The organism is Succinispira mobilis DSM 6222, from assembly GCF_000384135.1.
GTDB lineage: Bacteria > Bacillota > Negativicutes > Acidaminococcales > Succinispiraceae > Succinispira > Succinispira mobilis.
The window spans coordinates 190,447-207,498 of the sequence record NZ_KB913028.1; the positions used below are offsets into that span (position 1 = coordinate 190,447).

The following is a 17,052-nucleotide window of genomic DNA, read 5'->3' on the forward strand; positions in this document are numbered from 1 at the left end:
AAAAGTAGAAAATGGAGGCATATAAATGTTAAGTGATATTCAAATAGCTCAACAAGCAAAAATGTTACCAATAGTGCAGGTCGCAGCCAAGTTAGGAATTGCGGAAGAAAATATTGACCAATATGGTCGCTATAAGGCTAAACTCTCTCTTGGTCTTATTGATAGCTTGGCGAACAATGCCGATGGCAATCTTATTTTAGTTACAGCAATTACGCCTACTCCAGCAGGTGAAGGTAAATCCACCACTACTGTTGGTTTAGCTCAAGGAATTGCGCAACTTGATAAAAAAGTTATTGTTGCCCTCCGCGAACCATCCTTAGGCCCTTGTATGGGGGTAAAAGGCGGCGCAGCTGGTGGTGGCTATTCACAAGTTGTGCCTATGGAAGATATTAACTTGCATTTTACTGGTGATATCCATGCGGTAACTACAGCACATAATTTACTCTCCGCCATGTTAGATAATCATTTGCAACAAGGCAATGGCCTAAATATCGACCCACGGAAAATAACCTGGAAACGGGTTTTAGATATGAATGATCGGGCTTTGAGAAATATTATTATCGGCCTAGGTGGTAAGGCGCATGGCATTCCTCGCGAAGACGGCTTTGATATCTCCGTAGCTTCTGAAGTTATGGCGATTTTATGCCTAGCTACCAGCATTAGTGATTTAAAAGCGCGCTTAGCGAAAATTATTGTCGCTTATGATCACCAAGACAATCCGGTAACTGCAGGAATGTTAAATGCGCAAGGCGCAATGGCCGCCCTGCTAAAAGAAGCGATTAAACCTAATTTAGTGCAAACTTTAGAAAATGTGCCTGCTTTAATTCACGGCGGTCCCTTTGCGAATATTGCCCATGGTTGTAATAGTGTAATGGCTACCCAAACTGCCCTAAAATTAGCGGACTACGTAATTACCGAGGCTGGTTTTGGTGCGGATCTAGGCGCGGAAAAATTCTTTGATATTAAATGTCGTTACGCCAATCTAAAACCTAAGGCGGTAGTGTTGGTAGCTACGGTACGCGCTTTAAAAATGCATGGCGGGGTGCCAAAAACCAATCTAACTAGCGAAAACGTGGCCGCGGTTAATGCTGGCCTAGTAAATTTAGAAAAACATATCGAGAATATTAAAAAATATAATCTCCCCCTTGTAGTTGCGATCAATATTTTCAGCCAAGATACCGAGGCAGAATTACAAGCTATTTACCAAGCATGCGAACGTTTAGGCGTGGAAGTTGCCTTATCTGATGTGTTTGCGCAAGGTGGCGCTGGTGGTTTGGATTTAGCGCGCAAAGTAATTAAACTAGTTGACAGTAATGCTGCCAATTTCCAGCCACTTTATCCTAACGAATTAGCCCTAAAAGATAAAGCTACTAAAATAGCCCAAGAAATTTATGGGGCAAAAGCTGTTACTTTCGCCAAAGAAGCTAGTACCGCTTTAGCTAAATTTGAAGCTTTAGGCTATGGCCATTTGCCGATTTGCATGGCTAAAACACAATATTCCTTCTCAGATGATGCTAGTTTAATCGGTCGTCCTGAAGGTTTTACTCTAAATGTCCGCAATGCCAAAATTTCTGCTGGTGCTGGCTTTATTGTGCTCCTAACTGGCGATATTATGACGATGCCAGGCTTACCAAAATTGCCTGCGGCTGAGAAAATTGATATCGACGAATCTGGGGTAATTAGCGGTTTATTTTAAATTTTTAAAAGAAAGGCGAACTTACAATGCTGTTAATGAAAGGTAAAGATGTTGCTGACCAAGTGAAAGCCAACATTAGCGATAAATTAAGTCAATTAAAAAACCAAAATATCACCCTCACTTTAGCTATTTTATTAGTCGGGGATGATCCAGCTTCGCATGTTTATACTAATCGTTTAGAAAAACTCGCGCAAAGCTTAGGCCTACAAACCAAAGTCCTAAGACTAGCCGCAACTAGTGATAATAAGGCGGTCTTAGACTGCCTAGAGACCTTAAATCAAGATCCAACAATTACTGGCATTTTACCAATGATGCCGCTACCTAAGCATTTAGATAGTCAGCTAATTGCCAATAGCATTGCCCCTGCCAAAGATCTTGATTGTTTAAACAATGAAAATATCGGCAAACTTTATGGTAGTAATTATCCTTGGGCCCCTTGTACGCCGCGGGCCGTGATGGAAACTTTAAAGTTCTATAATATTGCCTTAGAAGGTAAGCATGTCGTAGTTATCGGTCGTAGCAACGTGGTCGGCAAACCCGTAGCTAATTTACTGCTAAACCAAAATGCTACCGTAACTATCTGCCATTCTCGCACGCAAAATTTGGCCGCGCTAACGCGCCAAGCTGATATTATTGTGGCCGCAGTCGGCATTGCTGAGTTTGTTAAACCTGATATGGTTAAAGCTGGCGTAGTAATTGTCGATGTCGGTATTAATCAAGTTGCAGATAAATTACTCGGTGACGTTCAAGCCGATGTTCAAGCTCTAGCTAGTGCCTTTACACCAGTTCCAGGTGGTATTGGCACGGTAAGTACGAGCATGGTTATTCAAGCTTTACTGAAAAACTATCTATAAAATTAATTGGAGGTATTAAATAATGCTTGCATTAACAGGTGCTACTATTTATAGTATGCACTACCCGCCAATCGAGGATGCTACCATCTTAATCGAAGGTAAAAAAATCAAAGCAATTGGCGATAAAATAACCTTACCCCATAATTGTAAAATGATTGATGTTTCGGGCAAAGTAATTACCCCTGGTCTAATTGATGCACATACCCATTTGGGTATTTTCTCAGAAGGCACTGGCTATTTCGATGATGATCTTAATGAAGCCAGTCAACCCCTTACTCCTGGTCTATCTGTACTAGATGCAATTAATCCTCGCGATATAGGTTTAACGCTTGCTTATCAAGCTGGCGTTACTACCGTAATGGTGGCACCTGGTAGTGCTAACCCGATTGGCGGGCAATGTTGTATTATTAAAACTAAAGCCCAATCCGAAGTAGATAGTATGCTTGTTAAACAACATGCTGGTCTAAAAGTTTCTTTTGGGGAAAATCCTAAACATGTATATCGCAAAGCGAGTAAAATGCCTTATACGCGCATGGCTACCGCTAATTTAATTCGCGAGACCTTTTTAAAAGCCCGTGAATATCTAGCTAAACAAAATGATGAAGATTTTGAATTTAAAATCGGTTATGAAGCAATCGCCAAAGTAATGCGGAAAGAAATGCCGCTACGGGCCCACGCACATCGGGCAGACGATATCGTTACCGCTATTCGGATTGCCAAAGAATTTGATTTACAACTCATAATTGAACATGCTACTGAAGCGCATTTAATTCCTGACGTTTTAGCACGAGAAGAAATTCCTGTAGTTTTGGGGCCGCTAATGCATTGTCGTACCAAACCAGAACTCACTAATGTTAATATGCGCACCCCTTATATTTTAGCTAAATATGGGATTCCCTTCGCGGTTATGAGCGATCACCCCGTAACCCCAAGCGAATTTTTACCAATCTATGCCGCCTTAAGTACTAAATATGGCTTAGACAGTGAGCAGGCTTTACGAGCAATTACTATTGATGCCGCTAAAATTCTCGGGATTGATAAAAAAGTTGGCAGCTTACAAGAAGGCTTAGATGCCGATTTAGTAGTGTGGAGTGATTTCCCGCTTCATATCGATGCCCATGTAGAAATGGTCATGGTCAACGGAGAACTAGAAGATTTAACAGAATAATGAACTATAGGAGGTGTCTATTTATGAGTGAACTTACCAAAGATTGGGATCAGTTTAAAGATTTACTCCATAAAAAATCCGGCATCGATTTAAACCTTTATAAAGAAAACCAAATGCAACGCCGCATCTCCAACTTTATGCAAAGAAATAATGCTAAAAATTTTGTCGAGCTTTTTAAAATTGTTACTGCCGATGAAAAGTTATACCGTACTTTCATTGAGTTTCTAACTATCAACGTTACTGAGTTTTTCCGGACGCCCGAAAAATTCGTGGAACTCGAAAATATCGTAATTCCCGACTTATTAAAAACTAGCAGCCGCCTAAAAATCTGGAGTGCGGGGTGCTCAATCGGGGCTGAACCTTATTCGATAGCAATGGCCTTAAATGAGCTTACGCCTAAAGTTAAACATACTATTATTGCTAGTGATTTAGATGTTGAAATCCTCAATAAAGCCAAAGCCGCTCGTTATACAGCGAATGAAATTAAAAACATCTCTGCTGACCGTGTAAAAAAATACTTTGTGCAAACAGGCACACATTATCAGCTTTCTGAAGATATAAAAAAACTTGTTGAGTTTCGCCACCAAAATCTGTTGCGCGATAAATTCGACACTGGCTTTGATCTAATTCTGTGCCGCAATGTGGTAATTTATTTTACCGAAGAGGCGAAAAATGAATTATACAGTAATTTCTTGAAAGCGCTTAAGCCCGGCGGCATTTTATTTGTGGGTGGCACCGAGGCCATTTTAAACTTTGCCCAAATTGGGTATAAACAATATCGTCCATTTTTCTATCAAAAACCTTTGTAATTGTAATCTTAGAGTTGACAAGCTATAGGCTTTATTGTTATAATTACCGCATAATTTAATTATTCTTAAAATCTATGACTAGAGAGAGTACGTATTCGCCAGCACTGCCCAGCGAGTCAAGAAAGGTGTAAGCTTGACCAGTTGCCCGATACCGAATGGGTCTAGGAGATGCAATTTGAGCCGCACTGCGGGGTAGACGTTGTCGGGATTCTTTGCCCGTTATCAAGAAAGCTGGTATCAGAGCTTATACCTCTCGTACTAGAACTTAAGATGAAATAGTTTTCTACTATTTCAAGCAGGGTGGTACCGTGAGTAGCTGATTTTTCAACTCTCGCCCCTACATTTATGTAGGCGCGAGAGTTTTTTATTTTGTTCAATTAATCTTATGTTGATAAAGGAGTATTGCTATGCAAGCTATTGTTTCTTGTAATAATTTTTCTTATGCCTATCCCAGTGCTTCTCGCTTAGCCCTGTTAGATTTAAATTTTGAAATTCTGCCAGGAAGTTTTAATGTAATTTGTGGCCCTAGTGGCGCGGGTAAATCTACTTTATGTAAGGCCTTAGCGGGCATTGTACCTAACTATTACGGCGGGGGCTACAAGGGGAGTATTGAAATTCTCAATAACAACACACTAAACCGCAATATCGCTGATCTAGCTTTAGAGGTGGGCATTGTTCTCGATGACTATGAAAGTCAACTAGTGTCCTTGACCGTAGAAGAAGAACTGTCTTTCGCTCTTTTAAATCGTCAATTACCCGCGGCGCAAATTGCCGCCACGATTCCCGAAGTTTTAGCGGCGGTAGGACTCGCTGGTCGGGAAAATTATCAGCTAGACGAACTGTCTGGCGGGCAACGTCAACGTTTGGTAATTGCCTCAGTAATTGCCACCAAGCCTAAAATTCTAGTGCTCGATGAGCCCGTTTCTGCCCTCGATCCCGAAGGTGCTGTCGCGTTATATCAAGTAATTAATAGTTTGCGGGCTAAATATAATATTACCGTAATTGTAGTAGAGCATAATCTTAATTATGTGCTGCCGTATATGGAAAATCTGTTGATTATGCAAGATGCTCAACTAGTGCATTGTGGCGATTTAAACAGTTCCTTGCAGTTTATGTTTAACACCCCTTCTTTAAATCTCCTTTTACCGGAATTGTCCAAAGTGCAATTGCTGTTAAACCAACAAGCGCCGCTTAATTTTAGTCAATGGCGTACTGCTCCCCAAGCAATCCAAGAGCTAAGCAATTGTTTAGCTACCTCTACTATTCAAGGCAACTACCTCGCACCTAGCTATCAAGCCGCTCAAACTCCCCCCTTATTAGATTTGCAAGCTGTAAACTTTGCGTATCGCACTGGTGAACCGATTTTGAAAGATATTAATTTGACCGTCCATCAAGGTGAATTTATCGCCTTATTAGGCCAAAACGGTAGTGGCAAAACCACTTTAAGCCGCCTGTTAATGGCTTTAAATAAAGCTCGCTCTGGTAAAATCACTTTCCAAAACCAAGATACAGCGAACTTTGAACCAGCTGATTTAGCTGATAAAATCGGTTATGTGTTTCAAAATCCCGACTTGCAAATTTTAGCTGATACGGTTTTTGAAGAAGTTGCTTATGGAGCACGCCTCAAGGGCTATTCCGAAACTGAATTAACCGAGTTAGTAAATCAAGCCCTGATTGCTACCGGCTTAAAACATTTAGCCCAAGCCTATCCCCGCACCCTCTCTTTTGGACAAAAACGCCGTCTAGGCATTGCTGCCGCTTTGGTACTCAAACCGCAAATTTTAATTTTAGATGAAATTACCAGCGGGCAAGATAATCTAGAAAAAGCCCTAATTATGAATTATTTAGCCAAATTAAATCGTGCAGAAAATTTAACCATAATTTTAATTACCCATGATATGCCGACTGTTTTACAATATGCTAGTCGGGTGCTAACTTTAAAACAAGGCGAAGTCGTCTTCGATGGCGGAGTTGCCGAATTATTTTCCGGGGCTCAACCCCTAGGCGAATGGGGGCTACGCTTGCCCAGTATCGTTCAACTAGGCAACTATTTTAAACTACCCAATAATAGCGCTAACAATTTTGCGCCCGCTTTTGTCAATTTATTAACTGGAGGTGAGCTGGATGCTAAGTAAGATTTCAACTTTTACCAAATTACTTTTTACCATGGCGATCACGCTCTGGGCCTTTATTTTGCCAATTGAATTAGTGGCGCTGCTCTTAATTATTCAGTTAGCTATTTTTCTGGTAGCCAAACCAACTAAAAGTGGTTTTGCGGCGATTGGTGCTTTAGTAATTTTCACTGGGATTATGGTGTTATTACAAGTTTTATTTAACTCTGATTTAACTACGGCTTTAATTAGTGGCTTAAAAATGTTGGTTATGACTACTAGCTTTTTCTGCTTACTAGCTACTACATATATTCAAGATATATCTATTGTTTTGGTGGAAAGATTTTTCCTGCCGCGCGAGTATGCGTTTATGCTCACTACCGCCTTACGTTTCGTACCTGATTTTCTCGCTGATAGTCAAATGACTTTAGATGCCCAATCTTGTCGGGGCTACTCTAACCGCGGTAATATTTTTAAACGGGCCCTAGCTTATTTAGCCATTGTTAAACCTTTAGTAATGCGGGCAATTAGCAAATCCGAAACTCTCGCTCTAAGTATGCAACTCAAAGGATTTGGCGCTAGCAATCAACAACGACGTTTATCTAAAAAGTTAAATCTAATTGATTATGCTTGTATCGGCTTAATGCTCGCTTTAACTGGTCGCGCTTTATATTTAAAATATTTGAAAATAAGCTATGATGCGCTTATTTTCTTAGGAATAGGCGGTGCTAACTAATGCTCCATCAACAACGCTTACAAGAACTAACCTATATGGAACCAGCCAAAGAAAGTCAATACCGCTGGGTAGCACTAACTTCATTGCTTTTGGCAATTGGTGTAATTTTACATACTATCTCCCCGAATATTGGCGGAATTACCCCAAACTGGACAATCGCGATGTATACTATCGCCATTAATCTGACAAATCCTAGTCTGTCACAATGTGTAGGCATTGGTTTTGTAGCTGGAGCGGTAAATATTCCCTCTTCCAAATCCGCTTTCCCCTATGGCAATATTGCCAGTGAATTAGTCGGAGCAATTGTCTGCGCCTTAGTCGTAAAAGCTTTTATTAGTATGAACTTAGCCAACAACAAAATTAAACCCGCTATTTCCGCCTTTTTAGCTACCTTAGGCAGTGGCTTAACTTTTACTTTTATTTTAAAATTAGTTTTAGGCTTAACTTTACAAGTCTATATCTATATGATGTTACCAGTAGTATTTGCCGTAGCTATTGCCAATACCGTAGTTACACAACTGTTATATTTTCCCGCTGAAAAGCTTTTTAAAGTCCAAAGTGGTAACAAATAACTATTTTTTGCTAAATATTCCTAACTTTTATGTTATAATGGAGATAATTTCTAGCATAAGGAGGGGTATTTTTGAAAAAATCTTTTACTTACAAATATGGTCGCGCTAAAATGACTTTTGAGTTACCTAGCGAACAAATTCTAACAGAGGTACATATTCAAGACTTTCCCAAAATTGAAAATCTCGAAACTGCGGTTTTAGAGGCAATTCGGCAACCAATTGGGAGTAAACCCTTACGCGAAATCGTTCAACCAGGGCAAACTGTAGCCTTTATCTGTAATGACCCCACGCGGGTTGCGAACACTCATTTATTTTTACCAATTTTGGTCAAAGAATTAAATGACAACGGCATTCCTGATCAAGCAATGCGCATTGTATTTGCGCTAGGCACCCATCGCTTAATGAGCCATGACGAAATGGTTGAGGCCGTAGGTGCTGATCTTGCCAGTCGTCTAACTATGTATAATAGTGATTGCCAAGATAGTGCGCAATTTGATTATTTTGGCGAAACATCTTTTGGGACACCTGTATATTTAAATAAATATATCACGGAAGTCGATCATGTAATTTGCACGGGCAGTATCGTCCATCATTTCTTCAGTGGTTTTGGTGGCGGCCGTAAAGCCGTTTTACCTGGCGTTGCGGCTTATGAAACTATTCGCAAAAATCATTCGCTAATGCTCGACCCCAATGCTATTTTAGGCAAATTAGACGGCAATCCAGTCTATGAAGATCAAGTAGAAGGCGCAAAGCTCTATCCGCCAAGTTTTCTGATCAATGTCGTGTTAGATGAGCAAAAGAATTTCTTGAAGATTTTTGCGGGTGATTTTATTGCCGCCCATCTAGAAGCGTGTAAATTTGTCGATCAAGTATATGGAGTACCTGTGCCTGAATTAGCCGATATTGTTATTGCCTCTTGTGGGGGTTATCCGAAAGATATTAATATCTACCAACTGCAAAAAACCATGGATAATGCTTGGTGTGCGGTAAAACCTGGCGGCGTAGTAATTATTCTGGGCGAATGTGAAGAAGGTAGTGGTTCTAAAACTTATGAAGATACCATGTTAAAATTCCCCAGTCCCGAAGCCGTCGAAGCTAATCTGCGCCAAAACTTCCAAATTGGTGCTCACAAAGCTTACGCCGTTACGCGCTTAATGAAACGTGCTGACTTTATTTTAGTCTCTGCGCTAGATAAACAACTTGCCAAACAACTACTGTTTACAGCGGTAGATAGTGTCGACGAGGCGCTAGAGCTAGCTAAAGCTAAGGTTGGCAACCAGCCTAAAATTACTTTAATGCCGCAAGGCAGTTTAACTGTTCCTTTAGTAAAATAAACCAGTCCGTGATACTAAAATTAATTTAGTATCACTTTCTTATGGAAGGAGTTTTAGCTATGGATATGAAAAAATTAACCGCCTTAGCCCGCGAGAAATTCGGTACTTTTTGTAGAGTCTGTCCGGTTTGCGATGGTCGCGCCTGCAAAGGTGAAATCCCCGGTGCGGGCGGTGTAGGTACAGGTCGTTCCTTTCAAAATAATTTACTCGCCTTACAAGCCGTACAGCTTAAACAACGGGTTATCCATAATGTAACTAATCCCGATACTAGCTGTAAAATCTTCGGTCTTAATTTAAAAATGCCCATTTTAGGTGCTCCCATTGGTGGTATTGCTTTTAATTGGAATAATTTTTTACCAGAAAATGAATATGCGGCAACTATTGTCACTGGCTGTAAACAAGCTGGCTGTATAGGTATGACCGGCGATGGCAAAGATCCTAATATTTATAAGTTTGGTTTAGAAGCAATTGCCAAAGAGCAAGGCTATGGAATTGCAACTATTAAACCTCGACCCAATGAGCAAATTATTCAGTTAGCCCAACAAGCAATTGACTGTGGCACCAGCGCTATCGCAATTGATATTGATGCGGCAGCTTTAATTAATATGACTGTTTCGGGACAACCGGTAAGCGGTAAAACCATTGACCAATTGCGTGAGCTAAAAGCTAACATTAGTGTCCCACTAATTATCAAAGGCATTATGACACCTGAAGATGCCCTAGCCTGTGTGCAAGCTGGCGTTGATGGCATTGTAGTCTCGAATCACGGTGGCCGAGTTCTCGATGATACGCCAGGTACTGCCGCTGTTTTACCAGCAATCAAGCAAGCTGTCGGTGATAAATTAACAATTTTAGTAGATGGTGGCATCCGCAATGGTACAGACGTTTTAAAAATGCTCGCCTTAGGTGCCGATGCGGTGATGCTCGGTCGCCCAATTTTATTTTCCGCCGCAGGTGGCCTAGCTGGTGTGAACTTCTTGCTGAATAAATTCCAGAATGAATTAGTTGCCAGCATGATTATGACTGGTTGCCAAAACTTAGACGCTGTACAAGCCGATATAATTTATCGCCCTTAGTTTGCCCGATTTTCTAGCTAAATTCTTGCTAGACTCTAACTACTAAAATGGGCACCTTAAATTAAACTAGTTTTGTTTATATTTCCTAAACCGCTAATTAAGTTATATAGCTTAATTAGCGGTTTTAGTTCGTTTTTAACCAATTTAACTAATTTTTGACCACTTTTGCAAAATAATCTTGCCTTTCTCTACTTTATTAATATACTATTACATATATTAATATTTTAGTAAGATAATTATATTTAGAAACAATATGTAACAAGGCACAAAAACAACCACCAAAACTATTTATTTCTTTGTTTATATTTAAGCCCATCTACTTTTAAGTAATATATACAACTTAAGTTGCAGTTCCAAAAAACAACTTAGTTAATACTCCTTATCACTTATCACTTATCACTTATCACTAAATATTATCTTTTAACATCTTCATAAAGACTTAAAAATTTTCTTACATAACAAACATCTCCTAATAACCAAATTAATTTGTAAATTTTTTAAATAAGGTGGGTTTATAATGCGCACGAATTTATTAAAAATCTTTGCCAAATATAAAAAATCACTTGTCCAGACACTAACACTTTCTTTAATCCTCGGCTCACCCTGTATAGTTAACGCAACTTTGCCTGCACAAAGCTTTAGCGGCGGACAAGTACTTACAATCACAGAGGATATCTATAATATTTCTCCTGGCTATGCCTTATATGTCACAGACCTCGGAACTAAAATTACCGTAAACAATGCTAGTATTACCTCTACTAGCCCTGTTCACACTATCATGGCAGATAAATTCGGGCAAATAATTTTAAATAATGTTAATGTTCTCACCACTAGTAGTCACTCAGTTGTCGCCAATCGCAATGGCAGCATTACCATAAATGGCGGAAGTATCGTAAATAAAGAGACTAGGTCTTTTTCCCCCGGTCTTCCTTTCTATATTGCCGCTGGTTCTGAAAGCAATGGTACTCTGACTCTTAATAATGTATCTATCCAGGCTGCTGGTACCGCTCTGTTTGCCAATACTACTTCTATACTAAATGCTAATGTTAATGGGCAAAACATCTCAGGCAAAATACTAATGAATCTCGCTGAGGGCGGTGAAATTAACCTTAATGCTAGCAATGGTAGTCAACTCTATGGCTACAATTATATTTATGTCATTGGAACTGTTGGTAAGGCGAATCTTACGCTTAATAGCGGTGCAACTTGGACACTGCCCGCCAATTCCCCTGTTACCAACTTAACGCTTAATAACGGTAATGTCGTATTTACCGCGCCAACTGCGAGCTATAAAACCCTTACCCTTAACAATAACTTAGCTGGGGTGGGTGGCACTTTTCGCCTCCATTCTAATTTAGCTAATAACCAAAGTGACAAACTCGTAATTACTGGTAATAGTAGCGGTAATCACAAACTCTATCTTAATAACGCTGGTGACTTGCCCAATAATACCACTCAAGCGATTAAAGTCGTAGATCTTAATACAGCAAGTACCAATACTGCAACTTTTAGCGGTGGTGCTGATGTTGGTATTTACCGTTATGGAATTGCCCAAGGCACAACGCTAAGCAATTATAGCGGTTTATCAGGTGCTGAGGATTACTACGCCTATAATACTTTTAGCGCCTCCACACCTGTACAAGTGGGTATGAATAGTAATTTAGGGGCACAAGTTTTGGGCTATGCCGAACAAAACGAAATTAAAAAGCGCTTAGGCGAAGTTCGTTTTGGGCAACAAAGCAGTGATGATATTTGGTTGCGCACTTATGCCGAAAGATTTAGCGTAAAGCCTGCTAATAGCAGTAGCTTGAAACAAAATGTCCGCGGTATCGAAGTTGGTAAAGATAATCCCGTTAGTTATCAAGGTGGCAAACGCTTCCTCGGTTTTGTTGTGGGTGCTGGTAAAGCTAGTAATAGCTTTGAAACTACCGAAAGCAGCAGTGGTTCTTCTAATAGCTTCTATCTCGGTGCTTATAGTAGCTGGGTGCAAGATGATGGCGCCTATCTAGATCTCATCAGCAAATATAACTGGTTTAGACATAGCTTTGACGCTCAGTTAGTTGGTGGGGGCACTGATCATGCGGCTTTTAAAAATCGTGGTTTAAGTCTGTCGGCTGAAGTCGGAAAACGCTTTAAACAACAAGACGGGGTCTTTATCGAGCCTCAAGCTGAGTTAGCTGCTTTTTGGGCTACAGAAGCTGATTATCAAACTTCTAATGGTTTAAATATTAAAAATCCTGAGGCACAATCCCTAATGTTGCGCCTTGGCTGTGCTGTAGGTAAATCTTGGCAAACAACTGATGGCAAAACCCAACAAATTTATGCTAAAGCTTCTTGGTTACATGAGTTTAAAGGCGAAAGCCAAACTATCGCCAACAATGTCGTTTTCGACTCTAATCTCAAAGGTAGTCAAGCAGTAACAGGTATTGGCTTTATCGAAGATAGCGCCCATAAACAAGTTTATTTAGATTTAGAAAAATCTTGGGGTAGTAAAGTTAGCAAAGACTGGGGCCTTAATGTTGGTGTCCGTTGGAAGTTTTAGGCTTTAATTTAAGTTGCTAGTAGATTTTTTAATGTCTATGGCGCAGGGGATTTTTCCCCTGCGCCTTTATTAAAAACCATCTCTCTATTAGCTTTATAATTGTTCTGCTAAGCTATTTTGCTAGAAAGTCAGCCTTATTATTGAGCAGTTTTCAGCAGTTCTTTACTAATTACTGCATAAATAAATAACAGCGCGGCATCTATATAAAGTGCCGCGCTGTTTATTTATTTATATTGGACTTCCGCTTAATTTATTTGTAATTGTTTAATTAGACCTAGCTTCACAAACACGTCCTACCTTTTAAAGCTATCCCTTATTAATTTTTTTTAAAGTTAACCTTAAGCTAATTTATGCTTGTTTATTGGCTTGTAAGAGTTTTTTAGGAATTAATAAGCCTAAGTTTAAAGCTAAAATAATAACCAACAACAAGGCACCTATCCCGCTGGCAATTTCCGTTTTATCCGCCACTAAACCCGTAGTTGATACATACCACATATGTACAGCTAAAGTACCGCCACCCGCAAGCGGATCTAAATCACCAATATGTCTAGAAACACTTGTGCCCGCTGTAAAAATCAAAATCGCCGTTTCGCCAAGGGCCCGTCCGGCTGTCAAAGTTACCCCGGTTAAAATATTAGACAATGCCGCTGGTAACACAACTTGCCAAATACTTTGCCATTTAGTTGCCCCTAAGGCAATACTCGCCTCAAAATAAGTTTTAGGGACAGTATTAATCGCTTCTTCTGTAACTCGCACGAGCATCGGCAAATTTAGCAGCAATAAAGTTAAGCCCCCCGATAAAATACTAAAGCCAAAGCCAAAGAAATTCACAAAAATTATCATCCCAAACAACCCCAAAACAATCGAGGGAATGCTGGCTAAACATTCAATACTTAATCTAAGTAGATAAGTTGCTTGATTTTTCGGTGCATATAAGGCTAAATATATGCCTGCACCCACCGCTAGCGGCAGAGCCAAACCCATAGAAATTAACAAAATATAAAAGGAATTGAAAAACTGTCCGGCTACCCCACCACCTGCCTGTAATTCTTGGGCTTTTCTGCTAATAAAGTGCCAAGATAACACGGGTAACCCCTTATATAAAATATCGCCAATAAAGCCTAGCAATACCAAAAACACTATTGCCCCAGCTAACCAAAACAAACCTGTAAATATTTTTTCCCAATTTTTAGCGTGCATGATTCACCGTCCCTTTGGCCGCTACATAGCGAATTGCCAAAATAATCACTAACGATATTATTAGTAAGAGTAAGGCCATTAAAAACAAGGCATTATTCCAAGCCGAATTAAACGGGGCATTGCCCATTTCTAAAACGATATTACTGGTTAAAGTACTAGTCGGCGTAAATAGACTACGGGCAATAACTGGCGTATTACCTATTACCATTTGCACCGCCATAGTTTCGCCAATAGCACGCGCCATGGCCAAGACTATCGCACTTACAATCCCCGTTATCGCCGAGGGCAAAATAACTTTATAAATTGTCTGCAACCGTGTTGCCCCCAAGGCAATACTCGCTTCTTCCAAACTTTGTGGAACAGAATTAATCGCATCTTCGGACAAGGTAATTATCGTGGGCAAAATCATTACCACCAATACTAGTACCGCGGGCATCAAACCAAAGCCCCCACTAACATCAAAAGTTTCCCGTAAAAACGGAATCAGCACTGTCAAACCTAAGTACCCATATACAATTGAGGGAATGGCTACATATAAGTCAATTGCGGGACGCAGGATATTTTTAATTCCTTTCGGAGCAATTTTAGCTAAAAAAATACTACATGATAAGGCTAAGGGCGTTGCTAACAATATCGATAACAATGTAACTTGTAAAGAACCGATAATAAAGCTCAAACCGCCAAACTTACCAGAATCAGGATCCCATTTGCTTGCCAAAAAAAATTCGCTTACGCTGATACTGTCGAAAGTTTGCAAACCTTTTTGCGATACAAAAATAATTATTGCCAAGACAATTACCGTCATTAAAATAGCACAGGCCCATAATAAATATTTAATACTCGCATCAATTAATAAGGCCTTTTTTTGTCTATTAAAAGTAGGCGTAATTGTTGTTAACTCCTCTGTTTTTTCCACTAGCTTTTACCTCCAGCATCTATTTCTAGCTTGATTATATCGAGCTTTGGCTCAAGCTGTGTTATTAGATTGTTAAGTTTTTGTAAAAAAACCAGATACTCCCATAAGTTAGACTAATTTAGGTCCAACTTATCGGAGCATCTGGTTTTTCTGACTTTTTAATCTATATTCTAAGATACGTTTTTCTTATTTTACTTCTTCTTGCTTTTTATTCAAAGCTTTCAGAGCTTGCACCGAATCTAAGGCGTAATTATATAGTTTATTATTCTTCTTAAAATCCCGATCATACAATAACTTACCATAAATTTTGCTAGCAGCATCCAAGCGTGATACTCTGCGACTTAATTCGGCTACAAGGTATTCTACTGTAATTTTATCCATATTCCCCGAATCATACTGAGATTTATATAAAACATCTTCGTATTTTTCCAAGGCCTTTTCTAAAGCATATAGCTCTTGTACCCGATCTTTGCACTCTCGATACAGCCAAGCTAATAATAGATATAAGTTAGCTAAGCTAACCTTGCTTAAACCTAGACTTTCTTCCAAAAAAATTGCTATCTTAATACTATCTACGGCTTGCTCGAAAGAACGTTCCCCGCTTAAACTAATTAACATTCGATATTGCGTCACAAAATTTTTAATTTTTTCTATTTCTTTAGCGTTCACCGCAAAAAATCTACTTTCAGGCGCCGCATAACTACAATTTGAACAAACAAACACCGAATAATAGTAAGGATTTATATCTTTATAATGCATACATAAATCACTATCTTGTTTAATTAGCGCAATTTTACTTTTTACTTTGGTAATCTGGATTAAGCTTTCACAGATTGGACATTTTTTTTCTACGGTGTATATAAAATCATTTTGCCACAAAAACAACACCTCCTAAAATTTTAAATAAGCTTCTACTAATATTAAACTTTACTATTATTGTGTACTTCTGCCCAATCTCTAAACATTAAAATATAAGCATTCGTTAAACTATGGATATCAGTAAAGTTCTGATCTAAATCTTGTTCAAAAACTCGGTACAATAAAATATCATCATAGTATATTTCATTATAACTACCATAATTAGCTACAATAAATTTGTTTTTATCAACAACTGCATCCTTAAGCGTCACTAAATACAAGGCACCGGCCAATAAACTAGCCCGATATACTGTCTTATCCGCAGCGACTTTTTTGCTCACATTAAAGCGCCAATTACCATCAACTACACTATAAGTACTCTTATCTGTGGTTTGGATAGTTTGCTTGATATTCAATTTTTGAATATATTTTTCGATGGCTTTAACTCTAGCTTCTGGCTCCGGATGGCTAGAAAACAAGCCATAATTTCCTTTAGACTCACCCGCTAAATCATTTAGTTTCCCCATGGTAACAAACATTCCATAAGGATTATAGCCAGCTTTGCGAGCATAGATAAAGCCAAATTCATCCGCTTGTCGCTCATCACTACGGCTATAGCCCGACATTAATGCTTGTTGCGTTAAGTTTTGTAAAAGCATCGCCTTATCGCCAAAAGCTACCGCAAATACCAAGGTCATCGCCAATTGTTTTTCTATTTGATTAACAGAATGACGCTTAACCACATGCGTTACTTCATGGGCTAAAACCGCAGCTAATTCATCATCCGTCTGCATTAAATCAACTAAGCCTTTAAATAAATATATATAACCACCAGGTACCGCTAAAGCATTTATTTCTTTAGTGTTTAATACTTTAAAAGAATATTTAATATTTTTTCGATCACACACCGCTACAATACTCTGTCCAATTCGATCTACCCGTGCTTGCAGATAAGCATCCTCTACTAACCCATATTGCTTCTCTAATTTCTTCGCAACATCAGCGCCCATTGATACTTCTTGTGAAGTACTAATTAAAGAAGCCTCTACCGGTTGTAGCGAGCTTGAAAATAAGTTAGCTATTAACAGTAATATGCCTAAAAAAAGTGTTCTTACGTACATCTTTGCACCTCGCAATAAAGTCTTAACTACATATAAAGGGTAAAGCACAATGTGCCCTA

14 protein-coding genes are annotated in these 17,052 nt (G+C 39.2%); 10 read left to right on the top strand and 4 right to left on the bottom strand.

The features are described from left to right. Positions 1–25 precede the first annotated feature (25 nt). The 10 genes from SUCMO_RS0100935 to SUCMO_RS0100980 all read left to right on the top strand — a co-directional run bounded on the left by SUCMO_RS0100935 (position 26) and on the right by SUCMO_RS0100980 (position 12,898). A complete protein-coding gene (locus SUCMO_RS0100935) occupies positions 26–1,696 on the top strand; it encodes a formate--tetrahydrofolate ligase (RefSeq protein WP_019878506.1) in 1,671 nt (556 codons plus the stop codon). Between the two features lie 26 nt (positions 1,697–1,722). Beyond that, a complete protein-coding gene (locus SUCMO_RS0100940; RefSeq protein ID WP_019878507.1) occupies positions 1,723–2,550 on the top strand; it encodes a bifunctional methylenetetrahydrofolate dehydrogenase/methenyltetrahydrofolate cyclohydrolase in 828 nt (275 codons plus the stop codon). 22 nt (positions 2,551–2,572) lie between these two features. Next, the gene (locus SUCMO_RS0100945; protein WP_019878508.1) at positions 2,573–3,718 is read left to right on the top strand and encodes an amidohydrolase; all 1,146 of its coding nucleotides are present in this window, start codon (positions 2,573–2,575) and stop codon (positions 3,716–3,718) included. A 23-nt stretch (positions 3,719–3,741) separates the two neighbouring features. Continuing rightward, a complete protein-coding gene (locus SUCMO_RS0100950; RefSeq protein WP_019878509.1) occupies positions 3,742–4,527 on the top strand; it encodes a CheR family methyltransferase in 786 nt (261 codons plus the stop codon). Positions 4,528–4,934: 407 nt separating this feature from the next. Further along, positions 4,935–6,662 (top strand): ABC transporter ATP-binding protein, encoded by a 1,728-nt coding sequence (locus tag SUCMO_RS0100955; protein WP_019878510.1) that lies wholly within the window; start codon positions 4,935–4,937, stop codon positions 6,660–6,662. Next, positions 6,652–7,374 (top strand): energy-coupling factor transporter transmembrane component T family protein, encoded by a 723-nt coding sequence (locus SUCMO_RS0100960; RefSeq protein ID WP_019878511.1) that lies wholly within the window; start codon positions 6,652–6,654, stop codon positions 7,372–7,374. Before SUCMO_RS0100955 ends, SUCMO_RS0100960 begins: the two co-directional genes overlap by 11 nt. Then, a complete protein-coding gene (locus SUCMO_RS0100965) occupies positions 7,374–7,946 on the top strand; it encodes a tryptophan transporter (protein ID WP_019878512.1) in 573 nt (190 codons plus the stop codon). The genes SUCMO_RS0100960 and SUCMO_RS0100965 overlap by 1 nt, the downstream gene beginning before the upstream one ends. Positions 7,947–8,017: 71 nt before the next feature. Next, positions 8,018–9,280 carry a nickel-dependent lactate racemase family protein gene (locus tag SUCMO_RS0100970; protein ID WP_019878515.1) on the top strand — a complete coding sequence of 421 codons (1,263 nt, stop codon included), beginning with the start codon at positions 8,018–8,020 and terminating at the stop codon, positions 9,278–9,280. 59 nt (positions 9,281–9,339) lie between these two features. Continuing rightward, positions 9,340–10,356, top strand: a complete 1,017-nt coding sequence (locus SUCMO_RS0100975) for an alpha-hydroxy-acid oxidizing protein (protein WP_019878516.1) — start codon at positions 9,340–9,342, stop codon at positions 10,354–10,356. Between the two features lie 517 nt (positions 10,357–10,873). After that, entirely contained in the window at positions 10,874–12,898 is a 2,025-nt protein-coding gene (locus SUCMO_RS0100980; RefSeq protein WP_019878517.1) for an autotransporter outer membrane beta-barrel domain-containing protein, read from the top strand. A 348-nt stretch (positions 12,899–13,246) separates the two neighbouring features. On the opposite strand, the gene pstA is transcribed toward SUCMO_RS0100980, so the two are convergent. From pstA to SUCMO_RS0101000, 4 genes are all read right to left on the bottom strand, one after another. Further along, positions 13,247–14,098 carry a phosphate ABC transporter permease PstA gene (gene pstA, locus SUCMO_RS0100985; RefSeq protein WP_019878518.1) on the bottom strand — a complete coding sequence of 284 codons (852 nt, stop codon included), beginning with the start codon at positions 14,096–14,098 and terminating at the stop codon, positions 13,247–13,249. Beyond that, entirely contained in the window at positions 14,088–15,014 is a 927-nt protein-coding gene (gene pstC, locus SUCMO_RS0100990) for a phosphate ABC transporter permease subunit PstC (protein ID WP_019878519.1), read from the bottom strand. Before pstC ends, pstA begins: the two co-directional genes overlap by 11 nt. Before the next feature lie 186 nt (positions 15,015–15,200). Further along, complete coding sequence (locus SUCMO_RS10080) at positions 15,201–15,893, bottom strand: DUF2225 domain-containing protein (protein WP_019878520.1); 693 nt, start codon at positions 15,891–15,893, stop codon at positions 15,201–15,203. A gap of 41 nt (positions 15,894–15,934) precedes the next feature. Then, entirely contained in the window at positions 15,935–16,993 is a 1,059-nt protein-coding gene (locus SUCMO_RS0101000) for a M48 family metallopeptidase (RefSeq protein WP_019878521.1), read from the bottom strand. Positions 16,994–17,052: the final 59 nt, after the last annotated feature.

Excerpts from the sequence above, each read along its gene's own strand:
- SUCMO_RS0100960 (WP_019878511.1), top strand. The coding sequence starts at position 6,652 with ATGCTAAGTAAGATTTCAACTTTTACCAAATTACTTTTTACCATGGCG.
- SUCMO_RS0100935 (WP_019878506.1), top strand. The coding sequence starts at position 26 with ATGTTAAGTGATATTCAAATAGCTCAACAAGCAAAAATGTTACCAATA.
- SUCMO_RS0100945 (WP_019878508.1), top strand. The coding sequence starts at position 2,573 with ATGCTTGCATTAACAGGTGCTACTATTTATAGTATGCACTACCCGCCA.
- SUCMO_RS0100950 (WP_019878509.1), top strand. The coding sequence starts at position 3,742 with ATGAGTGAACTTACCAAAGATTGGGATCAGTTTAAAGATTTACTCCAT.
- SUCMO_RS0100955 (WP_019878510.1), top strand. The coding sequence starts at position 4,935 with ATGCAAGCTATTGTTTCTTGTAATAATTTTTCTTATGCCTATCCCAGT.
- SUCMO_RS0100980 (WP_019878517.1), top strand. The coding sequence starts at position 10,874 with ATGCGCACGAATTTATTAAAAATCTTTGCCAAATATAAAAAATCACTT.
- SUCMO_RS0100940 (WP_019878507.1), top strand. The coding sequence starts at position 1,723 with ATGCTGTTAATGAAAGGTAAAGATGTTGCTGACCAAGTGAAAGCCAAC.
- SUCMO_RS0101000 (WP_019878521.1), bottom strand. The coding sequence starts at position 16,993 with ATGTACGTAAGAACACTTTTTTTAGGCATATTACTGTTAATAGCTAAC.
- pstA (WP_019878518.1), bottom strand. The coding sequence starts at position 14,098 with ATGCACGCTAAAAATTGGGAAAAAATATTTACAGGTTTGTTTTGGTTA.
- SUCMO_RS0100975 (WP_019878516.1), top strand. The coding sequence starts at position 9,340 with ATGGATATGAAAAAATTAACCGCCTTAGCCCGCGAGAAATTCGGTACT.
- SUCMO_RS0100965 (WP_019878512.1), top strand. The coding sequence starts at position 7,374 with ATGCTCCATCAACAACGCTTACAAGAACTAACCTATATGGAACCAGCC.